Origin of the sequence: Kineococcus sp. NBC_00420, assembly GCF_036021035.1 — a bacterium.
Classification (GTDB): Bacteria; Actinomycetota; Actinomycetes; order Actinomycetales; family Kineococcaceae; genus Kineococcus.
Genome location: NZ_CP107930.1, coordinates 2915952 through 2931592, shown reverse-complemented (window position 1 = coordinate 2931592; position 15641 = coordinate 2915952). Strand labels below are relative to the sequence as shown.

Genomic DNA, 15641 nt, shown 5'->3' with positions numbered 1-15641 from the left:
TCAGGCGTCCTCGGCCGGGGTGGCGGCCACCAGCGCGTTCGCGTGGCCGTGGCCCATGCCGTGCTCGGTCTTCAGCCAGGCGACGAGTTCCATGTGCTTGACCCCCGGCTGCTCGGCCCTGCGCTCACGCAGCGCCTCCTGCCAGTGCGCGACGGGGTGGCCGTACTTCGCCTCGATGGCGGGGAAGTAGGACGCGGGGCCCTTGACGGGTTCGGGCACGGTCGGCTCCTGTCGGTTCGTGGTCTCTGCGCTGTGCAGACTCGTCGCCGCACCAGGACTCATCGCCGATGATGCCGTGCGTGTCACGTGGGCGTGGTTGCACCTCTGGGTGTGACGAAGGGTCGCCCCGGCACCGGATGCATCTCACCCACACCTCACTCCACGTGGTGACACCGATGGGTGCGCCCTCCGCGGGACGGGACCGCACGCCGCGGGTCCACCCCGCGGTCGCCCGGGGAACGGAAACCCCTCGACGGGTCGGTACCGGTCTGCTCGAATCTCCGTCGTGCTCATCAGACCCGAGGAACCCCGGGACCACGACGCCGTCCGTGACGTCCACCTCGCCGCGTTCGGCGACCACGGCGCGAAGGTCGCCGACCTGGCCGACGCGTTGCGCGCCGGGAACCCGGTCTCGCTCGTCGCGGAGGTGGACGGCGCGGTGGTGGGTCACGTGATGGTCGGTCGCAACCTGCTCGACGCGCCCCCGCGCCTGGTCGACGTCGGGGTCCTCAGCCCGCTCGGCGTGCTGGCGCAGCACCAGCGGCGGGGGGTCGGGAAGGCCCTGGTGGCGGCGGCGATCGAGGCGACCACGTTCCCGGCGCTCTTCCTCGAGGGGGATCCCCGGTACTACTCGCGGCTGGGGTTCCGCGCAGGTGCGGACCTCGGTTTCCGGCGGCCGTCGCTGCGGATCCCACCGGCCGCGTTCCAGGTCGTGCTGCTGGACGGCCACGAGGAGTGGATGACGGGGACCCTCGTCTACGACGCGGTCTTCTGGCGCCTGGACGCCGTCGGGCTGCGCTGAGCTCAGGCGGCGTGGGCGAGACGGTCGCGACCGGCCCGCTTCGCCTCGTAGAGCGCGGAGTCGGCGCGGGCGTAGAGGTCCTCGGCGCGGGTCACCCCGAGGGTCATCGACGACAGCCCGGCGCTGATCGAGAGCGGCACGACGACCCCGCCGGGCAGCTGGAGGGGCGTGCGGCGGACGACGTCGACGAACGCCTGCGCGCGACGGGCGGCGGTCTCGGCCGTGCAGTCCAGCATCAGGACGGCGAGCTCGTCCCCACCCATCCGGGCCACGACGTCGCCGTCGCGGCAGCAGCCGGTCAGCAGGTTCGCGACGTGGGCGAGCGCCGCGTCCCCGCCGAGGTGGCCGAAGGTGTCGTTGACGGCCTTGAACCGGTCGAGGTCGATGACGACGAGGGCCGTGTTCCCGGTGGCGCGGACGGCGGCCTCGGTGGCGGAGTCCAGGACCCGGCGGGTGACGAGCCCGGTGAGGGGGTCGACGCCGGCCTGGAGCCGCAACTGCTCGACGAGCCGTTCCTGGGTGGCCCCGGCCCGGGTGAGGACACCACCGACCAGCAGCAGCAGGACGGTCAGGTAGGCGAAGTCGGTCACGGCCTGGTCGATGGGCAGGAAGGTGAAGACGACGACCGCCTCGCCCGTGAGGGTGGCGACCGTGACGACGAGCGCGCCCGCGAACCGGAGCTGCGCGGCCGCCCAGACGACCGGGACGACGAAGAAGACCTGGCCGGTGACCCCCGCGTCGTGGCTGAGCACGTCGAGCCACACGACGGCCCCGACCCCGGCGAGGGGAGCGAGGACGACCAGCGGCGCCGTCCGTTCGACCGGCAGGCTCAGCAGCACCGCCGACAGCGCGCCCAGGCCGAGCAGGGCGATGATCTTGGCGGAGTGCAGTCCGCCCATGGTGGTGGCACCGGAGACCAGGCAGGTCACGATCGTGGTCATGAGCGCGACGGCCGCCCACAGGCGGGCCGAGCGCGGGTTCCGGGCACTCAGCGACCACAGCAGGGCACCCTTCCGACCGACGGTGCGGGGAGTTGAGTCCACGTTCCGGTATCGGGCACCGGGTCCGACGTCTCAACCCCCCGGTGACGAACTTCGTCCTTCCGGAGCAGTGGCGCGGCGGAAGAGGGCGGCTCGTCCGGGGGTTGCCCTGGACATGAGCACTCGCCAGCACAAGACCCCCGGACCGGACCACCCCATCACCGTCACCCCGACGTCCGGGCGCGTCGTCGCGCGCGTGGGCGACACCGTGGTCGCCACCTCGACGTCGGCGCAGACGCTGCAGGAGTCGACCTACCCGGCCGTGCAGTACCTGCCGCTGGCCGACGTCGACCCGGCCCTCCTGCGCAAGACCGCCACCACGTCGTGGTGCCCCTACAAGGGTGAGGCGTCGTACTACTCGCTGACCGTGGACGGTGCGGAGCTCACCGACGCGGTCTGGACCTACGAGGACGCCTCCCCCGCGGTGGCCCCGATCACCGGCCACGTGGCGTTCTACCCGGACCGGGTCTCGGTCACCGTCGAGGACTGACCCCGAGGCGTCAGGAGTGGGCGGGGACCTCGCCGCCGAGGGTCTCATCGACCCCGTCGGACACGTCGTCGCTCACCTCGTCGCTGCGTCCGCCGCCGTCACCGCTGGTGAGGTGGTGGGCGGCGACGACGAGCGGGAAGTGGCTGAAGGCCTGCGGGAAGTTGCCGAGCTGACGCTTGGAGACGGGGTCGTACTCCTCGGCCAGCAGCCCGACGTCGTTGCGCAGCGACAGCAGGCGGTTGAACAGCGCCCGCGCCTCCTCGGTCCGGCCGATGCCGTGCAGGGCGTCGACGAGCCAGAACGAGCAGGCCAGGAAGACCCCTTCGGAACCGGGCAACCCGTCGCCGGACTCCTCCGTCCGGTAACGCATCACGAGCCCGTCCTGGGTCAGGTCGCGCTGGATCGCGTCGACCGTCGCCACGACGCGGGGGTCGTCGAAGGGCAGGAAACCGACGCGCGGGATGAGCAGCAGGCTCGCGTCGAGGTTGTCGGAACCGTAGGACTGGGTGAACGTCCCCGTCGTCGGGGAGACCCCGTTCGCGAGGACGTCGGCGCGGATCTCGTCCCGCACGCGGCGCCAGCGCTGCACCGGTCCGGGCAGGCCGAACTCCTCGACGCTGCGCACCATCCGGTCCGCCGCGACCCAGGCCATGACCTTGGAGTGGGTGAAGTGGCGGCGGTCGCCGCGCATCTCCCACAGACCGTTGTCGGCCTCCTGCCACCGCGCCTCGAGGTGGTGCATGAGGGCCTTCTGCAGGTTCCACGAGTCGTCCTCGCGTTCCAGGCCGGCCTGGCGGGCGAGGAAGAGGCTGTCCAGGACCTCGCCCCACACGTCGAGCTGCAGCTGGCCGGCGGCCTCGTTGCCGATGCGGACCGGGGAGGAGCCCTCGTAGCCCTTGAGCCACGGCAGTTCCATCTCGGGCAGGCGCCGGGTGCCGTCGAGGCCGTACATGATCTGCAGGTCGCCGGGGTCGCCGGCGACCGTCCGCAGCAGCCAGTCGCGCCAGGCCCCGGCCTCCTCGACGTGGCCGGAGAGCAGCATGGCCTGCAGGGTGTAGGTGGCGTCGCGCAGCCAGCAGTAGCGGTAGTCCCAGTTGCGGGTGCCCCCGATCTCCTCGGGCAGCGACGTCGTGACCGCGGCCACTATTCCCCCTGTGGGGGCGTAGGTCATGGCCTTGAGCACCACCAGCGACCGCGTGACGGCCTCTTCCCAGTGCCCCTCGACGGTCTCCGCCTGGCTCCAGTCCCCCCAGAAGTCGAGGGTGTCCTGCAGGGCGTGGAAGGGGTCCGGGCGGTGCGGCATCTTCTCGTGGCTCTTGCCCCACGTCAGGACGAACGGGACGCGCTCACCCTCGGTGATGACGAAGTCGGAGACGGACGTGAGGTCGCGTCCCTGGATGTCGGTGGTGCTCCAGAACCAGACCGAGTCCGGTCCGGCGACGGCCTCGAGCTCGTCGCCGCGCCGGCGGACCCACGGCACGATCGACCCGTAGTCGAAGCGGAGGGCGAGCTCGGAACTCATCCGGACCTCGCCCTCGAGGCCCTCGACGATGCGGATGACGTCGGGGTGGTTGCCGCGCGGCGGCATGAAGTCGGTGACGCGGACGGTGCCGTCCGGGGTGTCCCACTCCGTCTCCAGGATCAGCGAGCTGCCGCGGTAGCGGCGGCGACTGCACGTGGCCCCACCGACGGGTCCCAGTCGCCAGCGTCCCGCGTCCGGGGTGTCGAGCAACGCGGCGAAGCAGGCCGGGGAGTCGAACCTCGGGAAGCAGAGCCAGTCGATCGATCCGGTGCGGTCGATCAGCGCGGCGGTGTGGAGATCACCGATGAGCGCGTAGTCCTCGATCCTGGCCATTGGCCCATCTTCTCCCGAGCGGAGCACCCGGATGGACACAGGGCCCGGCGTGTCAGCGCAGGTGACCCGCGGTGATCGAGCGGAGGTGGCCGTCGGTGACGGAGCGCAGGTGGCCGTCGGTGGTCGCGGTGACCTTCGCGGCCGTCTTGACGGTGGTGACGGTGCGCAGGTGACCAGTGGTGCCGGTGGGGTTCCCGGCGGCCGACGCGGCGGGCGCCAGGGCTGCGCCGCCGGCGAGGAGAGCACCGGAGACGAGGACGGCGGCGAGCGTGCGGGGCATGGTCACGTCGAGCTCCAGTCAGTCAGGGCCGGGACTGAGTGTCACCGACAACCCGAGCATCGGCGGGTTCCTGAGCACGCTTGAGCACTGAGAAGTTGTTCTTGAGACTACTCTCCGTGACCTCCGGGAATCTGCGACGTCCTGGCCGGGACGATCAGGTCCCGGAGGGCCCCAGCACCACCTCGGAACCCGGGAACACACGCCGGGGAGTCAGCGGCCGGGGTCGGCGAACTCCAGGCGCATCTCCACCTCGTCCTGCGTCGGGTCGAGGTCGTAGGGAACCCGGACACCGGTGTCGCGGAAACCCCAGCGCCGGTAGAAACCCTGCGCCCTCGGGTTGTCCTCGTGGACGTGCAACGTCATGCGGGTGGCCCCGGGGCGACTGCGCGCCCAGCGCAGGACCTCGGCGAGCAACCGGTCCGCGAGCCCCGCACCCCGATGAGCGGGATCGACGAAGACGGAGACGAGGAACAGTCCCTCCTGCGGGTGGGTGAAGGCGCTCATGGTGCCCACCCACCGTTCGCCGGCCTGGGCGACGACGGTGGAACTCCCCGGTTCGCGGGTGCGGCGGACGCGGAAGCGCCACTCGGCCTCGTCGTGGTGGCGGGCCGTCTCGAGGGTCTCGGCGAAGGCCAGCGGGGTGTCCTCGAGCATGCGCAGACGCAGGTCGCGCCAGCGCCGCCAGTCGGCCTCGTCGACCCCCCTCAGCACCACGTCCACGTTGCCACACTAGAGGTGGCGATCCGTCGCACCGCGTGCCACGCTCGTTCGGAGCGTGATCCTCGGCGTTGAGGAAGGTGCACCGTGAAGGAACGACAGACGACCCGCGTGGCGACGGACGTCGCCACCGAGGCGGAGAACGTCCTGGAACTGCGCGAGGACGGACACCGGGTCGCAGCGGTCGCGGGGACGCGGGTGGCCGACCTGGACGTGCGACGCGTCCTGGCCTGGTGGCGAGGCTTCGAGGAGCAGGTGTCCTCCCGCGGGGAGGAACTGCGCGGCCTCGGCCCGGAACTCGAGGAGGCGGCCCGCGCCGCCGACGCGATCCTGGCGAAGACGCCGCCGGTCCTGGCCGCGGACGTGTTCGACGCCGTCGCGGTCGGGTTCGCCTCCGTCCCCGGCATCCCCACCCTGCTCGGGCCGTGGTTCGCGGAGTTCGCGCGGTCCTGCGGACGCGAGGCCGGCACCCACGAACTGGCCGACGCGGCCTGGGCCGGGATGTTCGCCGTCCAGCGCGCCGGGGCACCCGCACCGGGTGCCGGGTCGCTCGTCGACGCGATGGCGCCGGCCGCCGACGCCCTCGCCGGGGCCGACGTCGCGGACGTCCCGGCGGTGGCCGCTCTGCACGCCGCCTACCGCGCCGCGGCCGACGGGACCCGGCACACCGTGGTCGACGGGGTCGTGGACCCGGGAGCCCTCGTGGTGACCTGGTTCTTCGAACGGGGCACCGTCGTCTGAAGTAGTTGACGCTTGAACGACCTCCGTGTACCGTCACTGGTGAGCAGTTGAAGCTGCAAACACCTAGCGGAGGTCACCATGGGCTGGTTCGGCGGAAAGACCAAGGACGCGGAGTCCACCACCACGACGACGACGGGCGCACTGCCCGTCGTCCCCGGCTACCTGGCCGGGACGTGGACCATCGACGCCTCGCACTCCGAGGTGTCCTTCACCGTGCGCCACATGGCCGTCAGCAAGGTCCGCGGCCGCCTGGGCTCCGTGTCCGGCGAGATCGTCACCAGCCAGGACCCGGCCGGCTCGGCCGTCACCGCCGAGGTCGACGTCACCACCGTGACCACGTTCAACGAGCAGCGCGACGGTCACATCAAGAGCGGCGACTTCTTCGAGATCGAGAACCACCCCACCGCCTCGTTCCGCTCCACCTCGCTGACCCACGACGGCGACGACTTCGTCCTCACCGGCGACCTGACCCTCAAGGGCGTCACCCGGCCCATCACCCTCGGCCTCGAGGTCTCCGGCTTCGGCCCCGACGCCTACGGCGGCACCCGCGCCGGGTTCTCGGCCAAGGGCACCATCAACCGTCGCGACTTCGGCCTCTCCTTCGACGCCAAGCTCGACAACGGGGGCCTCGTCGTCTCCGACAAGGTCGACCTCGAACTCGACATCGAAGCCGTCCTCAACGCCTGACCCTCACCTCCCGCCCGTGATCCTGCGGGGAAACCCAGCGGGACCACGGGCGAGGACGGTGCGGAGCATCGCGGCGCGGGGGGACGTCGCCATCAGGCGGAGGTCCTCGACGGGGCTCGTGGAGCCGTCGAGGAAACCCAGCACGCGGTGGACCGGGTTGCGCCGGAACAGGTCCACGAAGAACCGGGCACCGTCCACCCGGCCGGAGGCCATCGCCTGCAGGACGAGGGAGTCCATGAGCAGGTGCCGCGGCCGGTGCGCCGGCGGCAACCGCAGTCCCTCCCCTCGCACCGCCTGCCGCGCGAGGTCGTCCGCCTGGCGCTGCAGAGCCGTGAACGAGTAGCCCGTCGAGGGACGGACCGAACCGGAGTTCGCCCCCCAGCGCAGCACCCGCGGGTCCCCCGACGTCGGGAACCGCGCGTCGGTCATCGGGATGACGCCCCGCTCCTCCCCCAGCACCTCGTGCGCACCGATCCCCGCGCGCTCCAGGTACGAACCCAGCCTCTCCCGGTACTGCTCGTCGGTGAGCAGGTCGACGGAGAACTCGGTGTACTCGACGAGTGCCTCCGTCGCCGACGTCGGCAGCACGTAGCCGAACGCGACCCCACCCGCGGGCTGCGGCGTGCGGAAGTCCATCAGCGTGACCGTGCGCGGGTCGAAGACCGGGCGGGCGGTGCGGACCCGGTGACCCAGGAAGTGCTGCCACAACAGCGTGCGACCCGTGCGCGGCACCGGAACGGGTCGGGTGTCGACGATGCGGCCCCCCAACGCGGCAGCGTCGTCGACGACCTCCTCCCGCACAGGGACCCCGCGAACCGCGAGGCGCTCGCGGACGGCCCGGTCGAGGTCGGTGGAGTGCAGCATCCGGTAGCGCCACGAGCCGAGGTCGGCGGTGACGGTCCCGTCCTCCCCGACGACGCGGACCCGGGGCCAGGACGCGGCGACGAGGTGACCGAACGGGCCGGGACCGCTCGCCCCCCAGGTGCTCCAGGTGCGGTCCTGGGTCCGCTGGATCGCGCCGCGGGGGGCCTCGACCACGTCGAAGGGGACGTCGGTGCCGGCCAGGCGCCAGGCCAGGCTCGAGCCCGCCGCGCCGAGGCCGACGATCGTGAGTCTGGTGCGGGTGTGATCCACGCCCCTAGGGTCGGTCACGGACCACTGAGCTCGAGAAGGGGACTCTCATGAAGATCGTCAACGGTTTCAAGGACTTCATCCTGCGGGGCAACGTCATCGACCTCGCAGTCGCGGTGGTCATCGGGGCGGCGTTCTCGGGGATCATCAAGTCCATCGTGGACAACCTCATCACCCCGCTCATCGCGGCCATCGGGGGCGCTCCCGACACCAGTCAGTTGTGGATCGTCGAACTCAACAACGCGGAGTTCCGCTTCGGAGCCATCATCGCGGCGATCATCAACTTCGTGGTCATCGCGGCTGCGGTCTACTTCGTGATCGTCCTGCCGGTCAACAAGCTCCTCGCCCTGCGCAAGCGGGGTGAGGTCGCGGAGCCCAAGGCGCCGTCCGAGGACGTCCTGCTGCTCACCGAGATCCGCGACCTGCTCGCCCGCCAGACCGGCGGGACCACGCCGACCCTGAACACCAGGGACTAGCGGGTCCCGGTGGGCCCGTCGTCGCCGGGGACGGCCTCGGCGAGGTCCTCCGCGGAGATCTGCACCCCGGCCGTCGGGTCGCCCGCACCGGTCCCGTCCGCGACGTCGTCCTCGAGGCCGAACGGGTCCTGGGGGTCGCGGGCAGGGCTGGGGATCGGGCCGGAGTCGGAGGAGCGGGCGTTCTCGCGGCTGCCGCCCTCCTCGACGGCGTGGACCTCGGCGTTGTCGAACACGTCGACCTGATCGGTGCTCTCGTTGCTGTCGGTGCTCTCGGTGCTCATCCGCCCACCCTGCTGGCTGGAGCGTGCCCCCGCACGCGGGAGTTCCCACCTCGTCCTGACCCTGTCCTGGGCGAGATCACAGGATCGGTGCCGAACGTCGGAGGACACCACCCGTTGTGGGCGGTGAGCACCGCGTCCGAGGAGTCCCCTGTGAGTGAGCCGTTCCCCCAGCCGATCGCCGGCCCCACCGCGCCGGGCCGGTCGCCGTGGTGGCAGAAGCCGGTCGTCGCGATCGCGACGGTCGTCGTCGTCACCAGCCTGACCGGCGGGGTCGCGTACGCCGCGACCCGCGGGGACGCCGCCGGCGGCACCACCCGGGAGCAGTCCGGGTTCCCGGGAGGTGGCCAGTTCGGTCGTCACCAGCAGGGTCAGACCCCGCGCGGCGCGGGCGCCCCCACGACCTGATCCCGCCGCGCTCCGGCCGCCAGCCAGGCCGCGAACTCCGCCGGCGGCAACGGCCGCGCGTGCAGGTAGCCCTGGGACTCGTCGACGTCGAGACCCCGCAGGACCGTCAGGGTCGCCTCGTCCTCGACCCCCTCCGCGACGACGCGCAGCCCCAGCCGGTGCGCGAGCGCCACGGTGGCCTCGACGATCTCGGCCGTGCGGGGCTCGGCGAGCACGCGCATCGTGAAGGCGCGGTCCAGCTTGAGCTCCGTCGCGGGGAGGTCGGTCAGGTAGGCCAGCGAGGAGTAGCCCGTCCCGTAGTCGTCGATGCTCAGCTGGACCCCGCGGCGGGTCAGCTCGTGGGTGACGGCGAGGGCCAGGTCGGGATCGGCCATGAGGGTCGTCTCGGTCACCTCGAGGACGAGGCGGCCCGGGGCGAGACCGGTCTGCTCGAGGATGCGGTCGACCAGGCACAGCAGGCCCGGGTGCGTCAGCGACGACGCGGACAGGTTCACCGAGATGCGCAGCGGCACGCCGCCGTCGCTCCAGGGCCTCGACTCCTCGACCGCCCGCTGGAGCAGGTGCGCGGTCAGGGCGTCCATCAGACCGTGCTCCTCGACGAGGTCGAGGAAGGTCAACGGGGGCAGCAGTCCGCGCGTGGGGTGCTGCCAGCGGACGAGGGCCTCGACCCCGACCACCCGACGGGTCACCACGTCGAGCTGCGGTTGGTAGTGCACGGCGATCTCGCGCCGCATCTGCTGCTCCCCGGCGCCGACGAGGGCCTTCAGGTCGGCCACCAGCGCGGCCCGGTCGCGCAGCCGGGCGTCGACCTCGCAGTCGTAGAGGCTGACACCCCCGCCGGCGGTCTTCGCGGTGTACATCGCGGCGTCGGCCTGGCGCAGCAACCGGTCGGGGTCGAAACCCCCGGCGGGCAGCGACCGCACCCCGATGCTGAGCCCGATCTCGACCTGCGCGGCGACGGCCCGGTGCACCGTGGCGGCGATCTCGACGGCCTGGTCCTCGTCCCGGCCCGGCATGACGACGGCGAACTCGTCACCGCCGATGCGGGTGAGCACGGCGTCGACGGGCAGGGCCCGCCGCACGCTCACCGCGACGCGACGCAGCAGGTCGTCGCCGGCGTGGTGGCCCTGCCGGTCGTTGACCTCCTTGAAGTGGTCGACGTCGAGCAGCAGCATCGCCGCGGGCAGACCACGCCCGACGAGGTCCTCGAGTTCGCGGACCAGCGCGCGCCGGTTGCCGACCCCGGTGAGCTCGTCGGTGAGGGCCTGGTGGCGCGACTCGGCCAGCTGGGCGAGCTCGCGGACCAGGTGCACGACGCGGAAGGTGATGCCGAGGATGGCGACCGAGGCGTAGGCCGTCGCGTGCCAGCCGCCGGCCCGTCCGTCGGCGACGAGGACCACCACGGCGAGGGCGAGCACGATGAGCGCGCCGACCGCCGGGGCCTGGCTCGTCGCGGCGACGGGGACCGGTCGCCCGCGACGGGTGGAGGCGTAGGCGATGACCAGGAACGCGAGCGTCCACGCGGCCTGGCCGCGGACGGCGTCGCCGGGGTGCCCGCGCAGGGTCGAGCTGACGAGTCCGACGCCGGCGAGCGCCACCAGGATCAGCCACATGCGGGGGTCCCGGGAGAGGCCGCCGACGCCGGCGACCGTCAGGGCGGTCCCGAGCAGGATGACCATCGACCCCGCGACCAGCAGCCACAGCTGCACCTTCCAGTCGGGCCACCCGGCCGGCAGGACGTGGAAGCGCTGCTGGGCGACGATCCCGGCGCCGGTGCAGGCCAGCACCGCGCTGAGGCCGTTGAGGAAGTCGCCGGGGTCGGAGGTGTAGGTGCGGAAGCGGTTCCAGCGCACCAACCCCTGGTAGGCGAGGGGGATGGCCGCGAGGACGCACCCGCCGAGGAGCCCCAGGCTCCGCTCGCCCGTGACGAGGGCGAGCACCGGCTGGACGCCCACGACGACGGCCGCGCCCGCGAACCAGCGCCAGACGACGTCGTCGGTGCGGCGCTGCGCCCCGCGGGCGAGGACCAGGACGGCCACCAGGTGGGCGCCCGCGAGCAGCGCGGAGGACACGGGCCGGTCCACCGGGAGGAGCAGGGCCGCGCCCACGGCGACGCAGGCCAGGGCGACGACCGTCACCCGGGCGTCCGGTCGTGCCGGGCTGTTCGTCACCGGGAAGGGATCGACGGGGTGATCTTGGTTCTGGCTGGGCCGATCGGTGGGTTTGGGGCCCCGGGTCAGCGCAGGTGGCGGACCCGGAGGACGCGGAGCCGGTTGAGGGCGGCGGCCACCTCGTGCCGGCGGGGAACGGCGACGTCGGAGGGCGAACCGTCGACCCAGTCCGCGACCGGACCGGCGAGGTCGGCGTCGAGGAGGTCGAGGACCTGCGCCAGCGTGCGCCGGCCGTCGAGGTGACCGGCCGCGACGGCGTGGTCGAGGGCCAACCCCGCCCCGGTGACCTGGCCGGCGTCGGTGAACTGGCGGACGGCGCGGACGTCCACGTCGTACTCGCCGAAGCGGAGGGTGTCGGTGGCGACGGCCGAGATCCGCCGCCTCCCCTTCGCGGTCGCGTCGACGCTGCCCGGTTCCGGGACGCGGGCGCGGACGGGCGGGAACCGGCCCGCCTCGACGACCCGGCCGGTCGGGCGGGCGGCGACCTCGCGGGCCCGGGCGGTGATGTCGGTACAGCGGTAGGAGTCCATCAGCAGGACCCGGTCGGCGACGTCGAGGTAGTCCCCCGAGGCGCCGACGACGAGGACGGTGGAGACGCCGTGGTCCTCGCCGAGCGAGCGGACGAGGTCGACGAAGGGGTTCAGCGGTTCGGAGGTCTTGGCGACGAGTTCCTGCATCCGGGCGTCGCGGACCATGAGGTTGCTCGCCGCGGTGTCCTCGTCGATCAGCAGCAACCGCGACCCGGCCTCGAGCGCCTCCAGCGTCGCCGCGGCCTGCGACGTCGACCCCGAGGCGTCGGCGGTGGAGAAGTCACGGGGGTCCAGCCCACCCGGGAGACCCGTGACGAAGGCGCCGACGTCGACGCGGGTCACGCTGCGGCCGTCCTCCGCCCGGATCGCGACGGCGTCGCCGGTGGTGACGACCAGGTCGCGACCGTCGCCCGGGACGTGGTCGTGGACACCGCCCTCCAGGGCGCGCAGCAGCGTCGACTTGCCGTGGAAGCCGCCGCCGACGATCACGGTCACGCCCGTGGGGATCCCCATGCCGGTGGTCGCCCCCCGGTGCGGCAGGTCGACGCTCACCCGCAGCGACTCCGGGGAGGCGAAGGGAACGGCCCCACGGGCGGGTCGGTCGTCGACCCCGCTGGCCCGCGGCAGCACCGCTCCGTCGGCGACGAAGGCGACGAGCCCCCGTCCGGGGAGGGCGCGACGCAGGTGGTCGGCGTCCTCGACCGCGTCCACGAACGCGCGGGCGGCAGCGAGGTCGACGCCGAGGACGTGGTCCGCGAGCAGGTCGGGGAGTTCCCGGGCGAGGTCGGCCGCGGCCGTGCGGCCGTCGATCCGACGTCGTGGACCCGGCAGGTGGTAACCGAGGCGCAGCAGCGCACTCCCGTCGACGGAGACCTCGAAGCTGCTGCGCTGCAGCACCTCCTGACCGCCGGCGTCGACTCGGAAGGCGGATCGCGGGGCGGCGGCCGAGCGGGCGAGGAACCCCGCGAGGGCCCGCCGCCGCACCGCGGGGCGCAGGTCGAGCGCCGCGAACGGGGTGTCGACGAGACGCACCTCCCACCGCGACGGCGGTGCGAACGGGTCGGCCTGGGTGTGCGTCAGCGTCGCCGTCATCCCCGGGGCCAGCGGCCAGGGCCGACCGGTCAGCGAGCGGTACCGGGCGTACGGGCCCCCGTCGAGTCGCTCCAGGGTCTCGTGCAGATCCACGCGGGCCAATGATCCTTCCGGGTGGGGCACTGTCAAGGTCAGCCGCCCGTGGTCGATGCTGTCAGGGTGCTGACGGAGCGTGCCCAGGGCGACGCGACAGCGGCCGACGACACGTCGGACCTGCTGGCGCGGTCCGAGGCTGCCCGCACCCGGGGCGACTACCGCGGCGGGCGACTGCTGGCCGAGCAGGCGGTGGTGATCGCCGCCGCCGCGGGGGACGACGCCACTCTCGCCCTGGCCCTGCGGCTCGTCTGCAACCAGGCCCTGCGCCTGGGCGACGTCGAGGACGCCGCCCGCGCCGGCAACGAGGCCGTGCTGGTCGCCGAACGGCTCGGGGACCGGGGCGGGCAGGTGGACGCCCTCAACCTGCTGTCCTTCGCCTACCTGAACCTCGCCCTCTACGACGAGGCGCTGGAGTCGATCGAGCGCAGCATCGAACGCGCCGTCACCCTCGACGACCCGGAACTGCGGTCGGGCACGTTCAACCGCGCCGGGACGATCCGGTCCGCGATGGGCGACTTCGCCGCGGCCGCGGAACTCTTCGACCGGGCCTCGGAGGAGATCGCCGGTGGCGGGGTGTCGAGCGAGACGGTGTTCTGCCTCCTGACGAACACGGCCGACCTCGTGGTGCAGGAGGCGCACTCCGGACGCGAGGTCGACACCGACCGGCTGCACCGCGGGGTCGACCTCTCCCAGCGCGCGCTCGTCCTCGCCGACGAGGTCGGAAACCCCTACCGGCAGGCGTTGTCGCTGCTGAACTCCGGAACCCTCTCGGCGTACCTGGGCGACGCCGAGGTCGCCGAGACGACCCTCGCCACCGCCATGACCCTCACCCGTGAGCACGGGTACCGCGGCCTGGAGGTGGGCGTGCTGGAGACCCTGGCGATGGACGCGCAACGCCGCCGCGCGTTCGCCGAGGCGGTCGAACGGTTCGACGACGTCGTCGTCCTGGCCACGGAGGTCCACGACGCGAGCGTGCTCGCCCGGGCGTTCCACAACACCGCCCAGTGCCACGAGGAACTCGGACAGTTCCGCGAGGCCCTGGCCGCCTACCGCCGCTTCCACGACCTCGAGACGACGCAACGGACCCAGACGGCGGAGGTGCGGGCCCGTCTCCTCGGGCAGACGGTGGAACTCAGCGAGCTGCGCCAGGAGGCGGCGTCGCTGGGTCGTCAGGCCCACGAGGACCCGCTGACCGGTCTGGACAACCGCCGGTCCTTCGACGTCGCCCTGCCGGAACTCCTGGCGGGTGCCTGCGAGCGCGACCTCGTCTGCGTCGCCCTGCTCGACGTCGACCACTTCAAACGGGTCAACGACACGTTCGGTCACGCCGTGGGTGACGAGGTCCTGCGCCGGCTGGGGGTGATCATGCGCGAGGAGGTCCGTCGTCGTGACGTGCTCGCCCGCATCGGGGGCGAGGAGTTCGCCCTGGTCTGCCTGCTGTCCGGCCCCGAACGCGTCGACCACCTCGCCGACGGGATGCAGTCGCGGCTGGACCGGTTGCGCCGCAAGGTCTCCGAGACCTGCTGGGACGAAGTGGCGCCGGGGTTGCACGTCACCGTCTCGATCGGGGCGATCCTCACCGGAGTCGGAGGCGCGCAGGGCGCGGACGACCTGCTGCGCGCGGCCGACGAGTTGCTGTACGCGGCGAAGGCCGCCGGACGCGACCGCGTGCTGACGCGGTACCTCACCGTCCGCTGACCCTCACCGTCCGCCGAGGACGTCCTCGAGGCTGCGCGCGGGGTGACCGGTGACGGCCTCGACGTCGCCCGAGACGACGTCGAGCTCACCCTTCGCGATGGCCGTGTAGGTGCTGACCCACCCCTCCACCATCCAGTCGGGCGCGCCGAAACCCGCCCGCGCGTCGTAGGCCTCCTCCAGCGTCTCCTCGACGTAGGTGACCTCCCGACCCTGGACGCGGGAGATCGTCGCGGCGATCTCGGAGAACGTCAGCGCCTGCGGACCCGTCAGGTCGTAGCTGCGGCCGGCGTGGGCGTCGTCGAGGAGGGCGGCGACCGCGACCTCGGCGACGTCGGCGCGGGCGACCGCGCCCAGCCGGCCCGCTCCGCCCGGGCCGCGCAGCGCTCCGTCGACGACGAACTCCGGGAGGATGTCGGAGTAGAAGGAGTCGCGCAGGAACGTCGTCCCGAACTTCGCCGCGCTCAGCATCTCCTCGGTGGCGAAGTGGTCGCGACCGAAGGTGAACGTGCAGTCCGCGGCGGCGTTGAGGAACGACGTGTAGACGACCCGCTGCACCCCCGCCGCGGCCGCGGCCTCCACGACCGAGCGGTGCTGGTCGAGGCGGTGCTCGTCCTCGGCCGCGGAGGCGAAGAACAGCGTGTGGACCCCGTGGAACGCGTGCTTCAGCGCCTTCGCGTCGCCGTAGCTCGCGGTCCGCACCCCGGCCCCCGGCAGGTCCGGGGCGCGGGAGGCGTCACGCACGACGAGTCGCTGCTGGACACCGGCCGAGGACAGCGCCCGGGCGATCCGGCCGCCGACCGCTCCGGTGGCGCCGGTGACTGCGATGAGGTCCATGGCTCCAGACTGCCACCGCCGGGCGTCGTGTGGTCACCCCACTGCGCTCGGGTGTCGCACCCATCGGTGTCACCACGTGGAGTGAGCCGTGGGTGC

General features: G+C 72.8%; 17 protein-coding genes. 7 read left to right on the top strand and 10 right to left on the bottom strand.

Annotation, left to right across the window (positions count from 1 at the left end):
• A complete protein-coding gene (locus OG218_RS14310; protein WP_328293897.1) occupies positions 1-219 on the bottom strand; it encodes a DUF4287 domain-containing protein in 219 nt (72 codons plus the stop codon).
• A 286-nt stretch (positions 220-505) separates the two neighbouring features.
• On the opposite strand from OG218_RS14310, the gene OG218_RS14305 reads away from it, so the two are divergent.
• Entirely contained in the window at positions 506-1021 is a 516-nt protein-coding gene (locus OG218_RS14305) for a GNAT family N-acetyltransferase (RefSeq protein ID WP_328293896.1), read from the top strand.
• 2 nt (positions 1022-1023) lie between these two features.
• On the opposite strand, the gene OG218_RS14300 is transcribed toward OG218_RS14305, so the two are convergent.
• The gene (locus OG218_RS14300; protein ID WP_328293895.1) at positions 1024-2064 is read right to left on the bottom strand and encodes a GGDEF domain-containing protein; all 1041 of its coding nucleotides are present in this window, start codon (positions 2062-2064) and stop codon (positions 1024-1026) included.
• A 112-nt stretch (positions 2065-2176) separates the two neighbouring features.
• Here OG218_RS14300 and OG218_RS14295 point away from each other — a divergent pair, with 112 nt between their 5' ends.
• The gene (locus OG218_RS14295; RefSeq protein WP_328293894.1) at positions 2177-2551 is read left to right on the top strand and encodes a DUF427 domain-containing protein; all 375 of its coding nucleotides are present in this window, start codon (positions 2177-2179) and stop codon (positions 2549-2551) included.
• Positions 2552-2561: 10 nt separating this feature from the next.
• Here OG218_RS14295 and OG218_RS14290 read toward each other — a convergent pair whose 3' ends face one another.
• The 3 genes from OG218_RS14290 to OG218_RS14280 all read right to left on the bottom strand — a co-directional run bounded on the left by OG218_RS14290 (position 2562) and on the right by OG218_RS14280 (position 5406).
• Positions 2562-4406, bottom strand: coding sequence for a glycoside hydrolase family 15 protein (locus tag OG218_RS14290; RefSeq protein WP_328293893.1), 1845 nt, complete (start codon positions 4404-4406; stop codon positions 2562-2564).
• A 52-nt stretch (positions 4407-4458) separates the two neighbouring features.
• Complete coding sequence (locus OG218_RS14285; protein WP_328293892.1) at positions 4459-4692, bottom strand: hypothetical protein; 234 nt, start codon at positions 4690-4692, stop codon at positions 4459-4461.
• Between the two features lie 204 nt (positions 4693-4896).
• Positions 4897-5406, bottom strand: coding sequence for a GNAT family N-acetyltransferase (locus tag OG218_RS14280; protein WP_328293891.1), 510 nt, complete (start codon positions 5404-5406; stop codon positions 4897-4899).
• 84 nt (positions 5407-5490) lie between these two features.
• Between OG218_RS14280 and OG218_RS14275 the strand changes: the two genes are divergently transcribed.
• Positions 5491-6144 (top strand): DAK2 domain-containing protein, encoded by a 654-nt coding sequence (locus OG218_RS14275; protein WP_328293890.1) that lies wholly within the window; start codon positions 5491-5493, stop codon positions 6142-6144.
• A gap of 78 nt (positions 6145-6222) precedes the next feature.
• Positions 6223-6831: a YceI family protein gene (locus OG218_RS14270; RefSeq protein ID WP_328293889.1), complete on the top strand. Its 609-nt coding sequence runs from the start codon at positions 6223-6225 to the stop codon at positions 6829-6831.
• A 3-nt stretch (positions 6832-6834) separates the two neighbouring features.
• Here OG218_RS14270 and OG218_RS14265 read toward each other — a convergent pair whose 3' ends face one another.
• A complete protein-coding gene (locus tag OG218_RS14265; RefSeq protein ID WP_328293888.1) occupies positions 6835-7965 on the bottom strand; it encodes a lycopene cyclase family protein in 1131 nt (376 codons plus the stop codon).
• A gap of 47 nt (positions 7966-8012) precedes the next feature.
• Here OG218_RS14265 and mscL point away from each other — a divergent pair, with 47 nt between their 5' ends.
• Positions 8013-8438 carry a large conductance mechanosensitive channel protein MscL gene (gene mscL, locus OG218_RS14260; protein ID WP_328293887.1) on the top strand — a complete coding sequence of 142 codons (426 nt, stop codon included), beginning with the start codon at positions 8013-8015 and terminating at the stop codon, positions 8436-8438.
• Here mscL and OG218_RS14255 read toward each other — a convergent pair.
• Positions 8435-8719, bottom strand: a complete 285-nt coding sequence (locus OG218_RS14255) for a hypothetical protein (RefSeq protein WP_328293886.1) — start codon at positions 8717-8719, stop codon at positions 8435-8437. The genes mscL and OG218_RS14255 overlap by 4 nt on opposite strands.
• A gap of 150 nt (positions 8720-8869) precedes the next feature.
• Between OG218_RS14255 and OG218_RS14250 the strand changes: the two genes are divergently transcribed.
• Positions 8870-9124, top strand: coding sequence for a hypothetical protein (locus OG218_RS14250; protein ID WP_328293885.1), 255 nt, complete (start codon positions 8870-8872; stop codon positions 9122-9124).
• On the opposite strand, the gene OG218_RS14245 is transcribed toward OG218_RS14250, so the two are convergent.
• Complete coding sequence (locus tag OG218_RS14245) at positions 9088-11295, bottom strand: putative bifunctional diguanylate cyclase/phosphodiesterase (RefSeq protein ID WP_328293884.1); 2208 nt, start codon at positions 11293-11295, stop codon at positions 9088-9090. The two genes, OG218_RS14250 and OG218_RS14245, sit on opposite strands and share 37 nt — an antisense overlap.
• 65 nt (positions 11296-11360) lie before the next feature.
• Positions 11361-13010 (bottom strand): ABC-ATPase domain-containing protein, encoded by a 1650-nt coding sequence (locus tag OG218_RS14240; protein ID WP_328293883.1) that lies wholly within the window; start codon positions 13008-13010, stop codon positions 11361-11363.
• Between the two features lie 66 nt (positions 13011-13076).
• Between OG218_RS14240 and OG218_RS14235 the strand changes: the two genes are divergently transcribed.
• Positions 13077-14711, top strand: a complete 1635-nt coding sequence (locus OG218_RS14235) for a tetratricopeptide repeat-containing diguanylate cyclase (RefSeq protein ID WP_328293882.1) — start codon at positions 13077-13079, stop codon at positions 14709-14711.
• A gap of 3 nt (positions 14712-14714) precedes the next feature.
• Here OG218_RS14235 and OG218_RS14230 read toward each other — a convergent pair whose 3' ends face one another.
• The gene (locus OG218_RS14230) at positions 14715-15545 is read right to left on the bottom strand and encodes an SDR family oxidoreductase (RefSeq protein ID WP_328293881.1); all 831 of its coding nucleotides are present in this window, start codon (positions 15543-15545) and stop codon (positions 14715-14717) included.
• Positions 15546-15641: the final 96 nt, after the last annotated feature.

Coding starts and splice junctions, on each gene's coding strand:
- mscL (WP_328293887.1), top strand. CDS start 8,013: ATGAAGATCGTCAACGGTTTCAAGGACTTCATCCTGCGGGGCAACGTC.
- OG218_RS14270 (WP_328293889.1), top strand. CDS start 6,223: ATGGGCTGGTTCGGCGGAAAGACCAAGGACGCGGAGTCCACCACCACG.
- OG218_RS14230 (WP_328293881.1), bottom strand. CDS start 15,545: ATGGACCTCATCGCAGTCACCGGCGCCACCGGAGCGGTCGGCGGCCGG.
- OG218_RS14255 (WP_328293886.1), bottom strand. CDS start 8,719: ATGAGCACCGAGAGCACCGACAGCAACGAGAGCACCGATCAGGTCGAC.
- OG218_RS14290 (WP_328293893.1), bottom strand. CDS start 4,406: ATGGCCAGGATCGAGGACTACGCGCTCATCGGTGATCTCCACACCGCC.
- OG218_RS14295 (WP_328293894.1), top strand. CDS start 2,177: ATGAGCACTCGCCAGCACAAGACCCCCGGACCGGACCACCCCATCACC.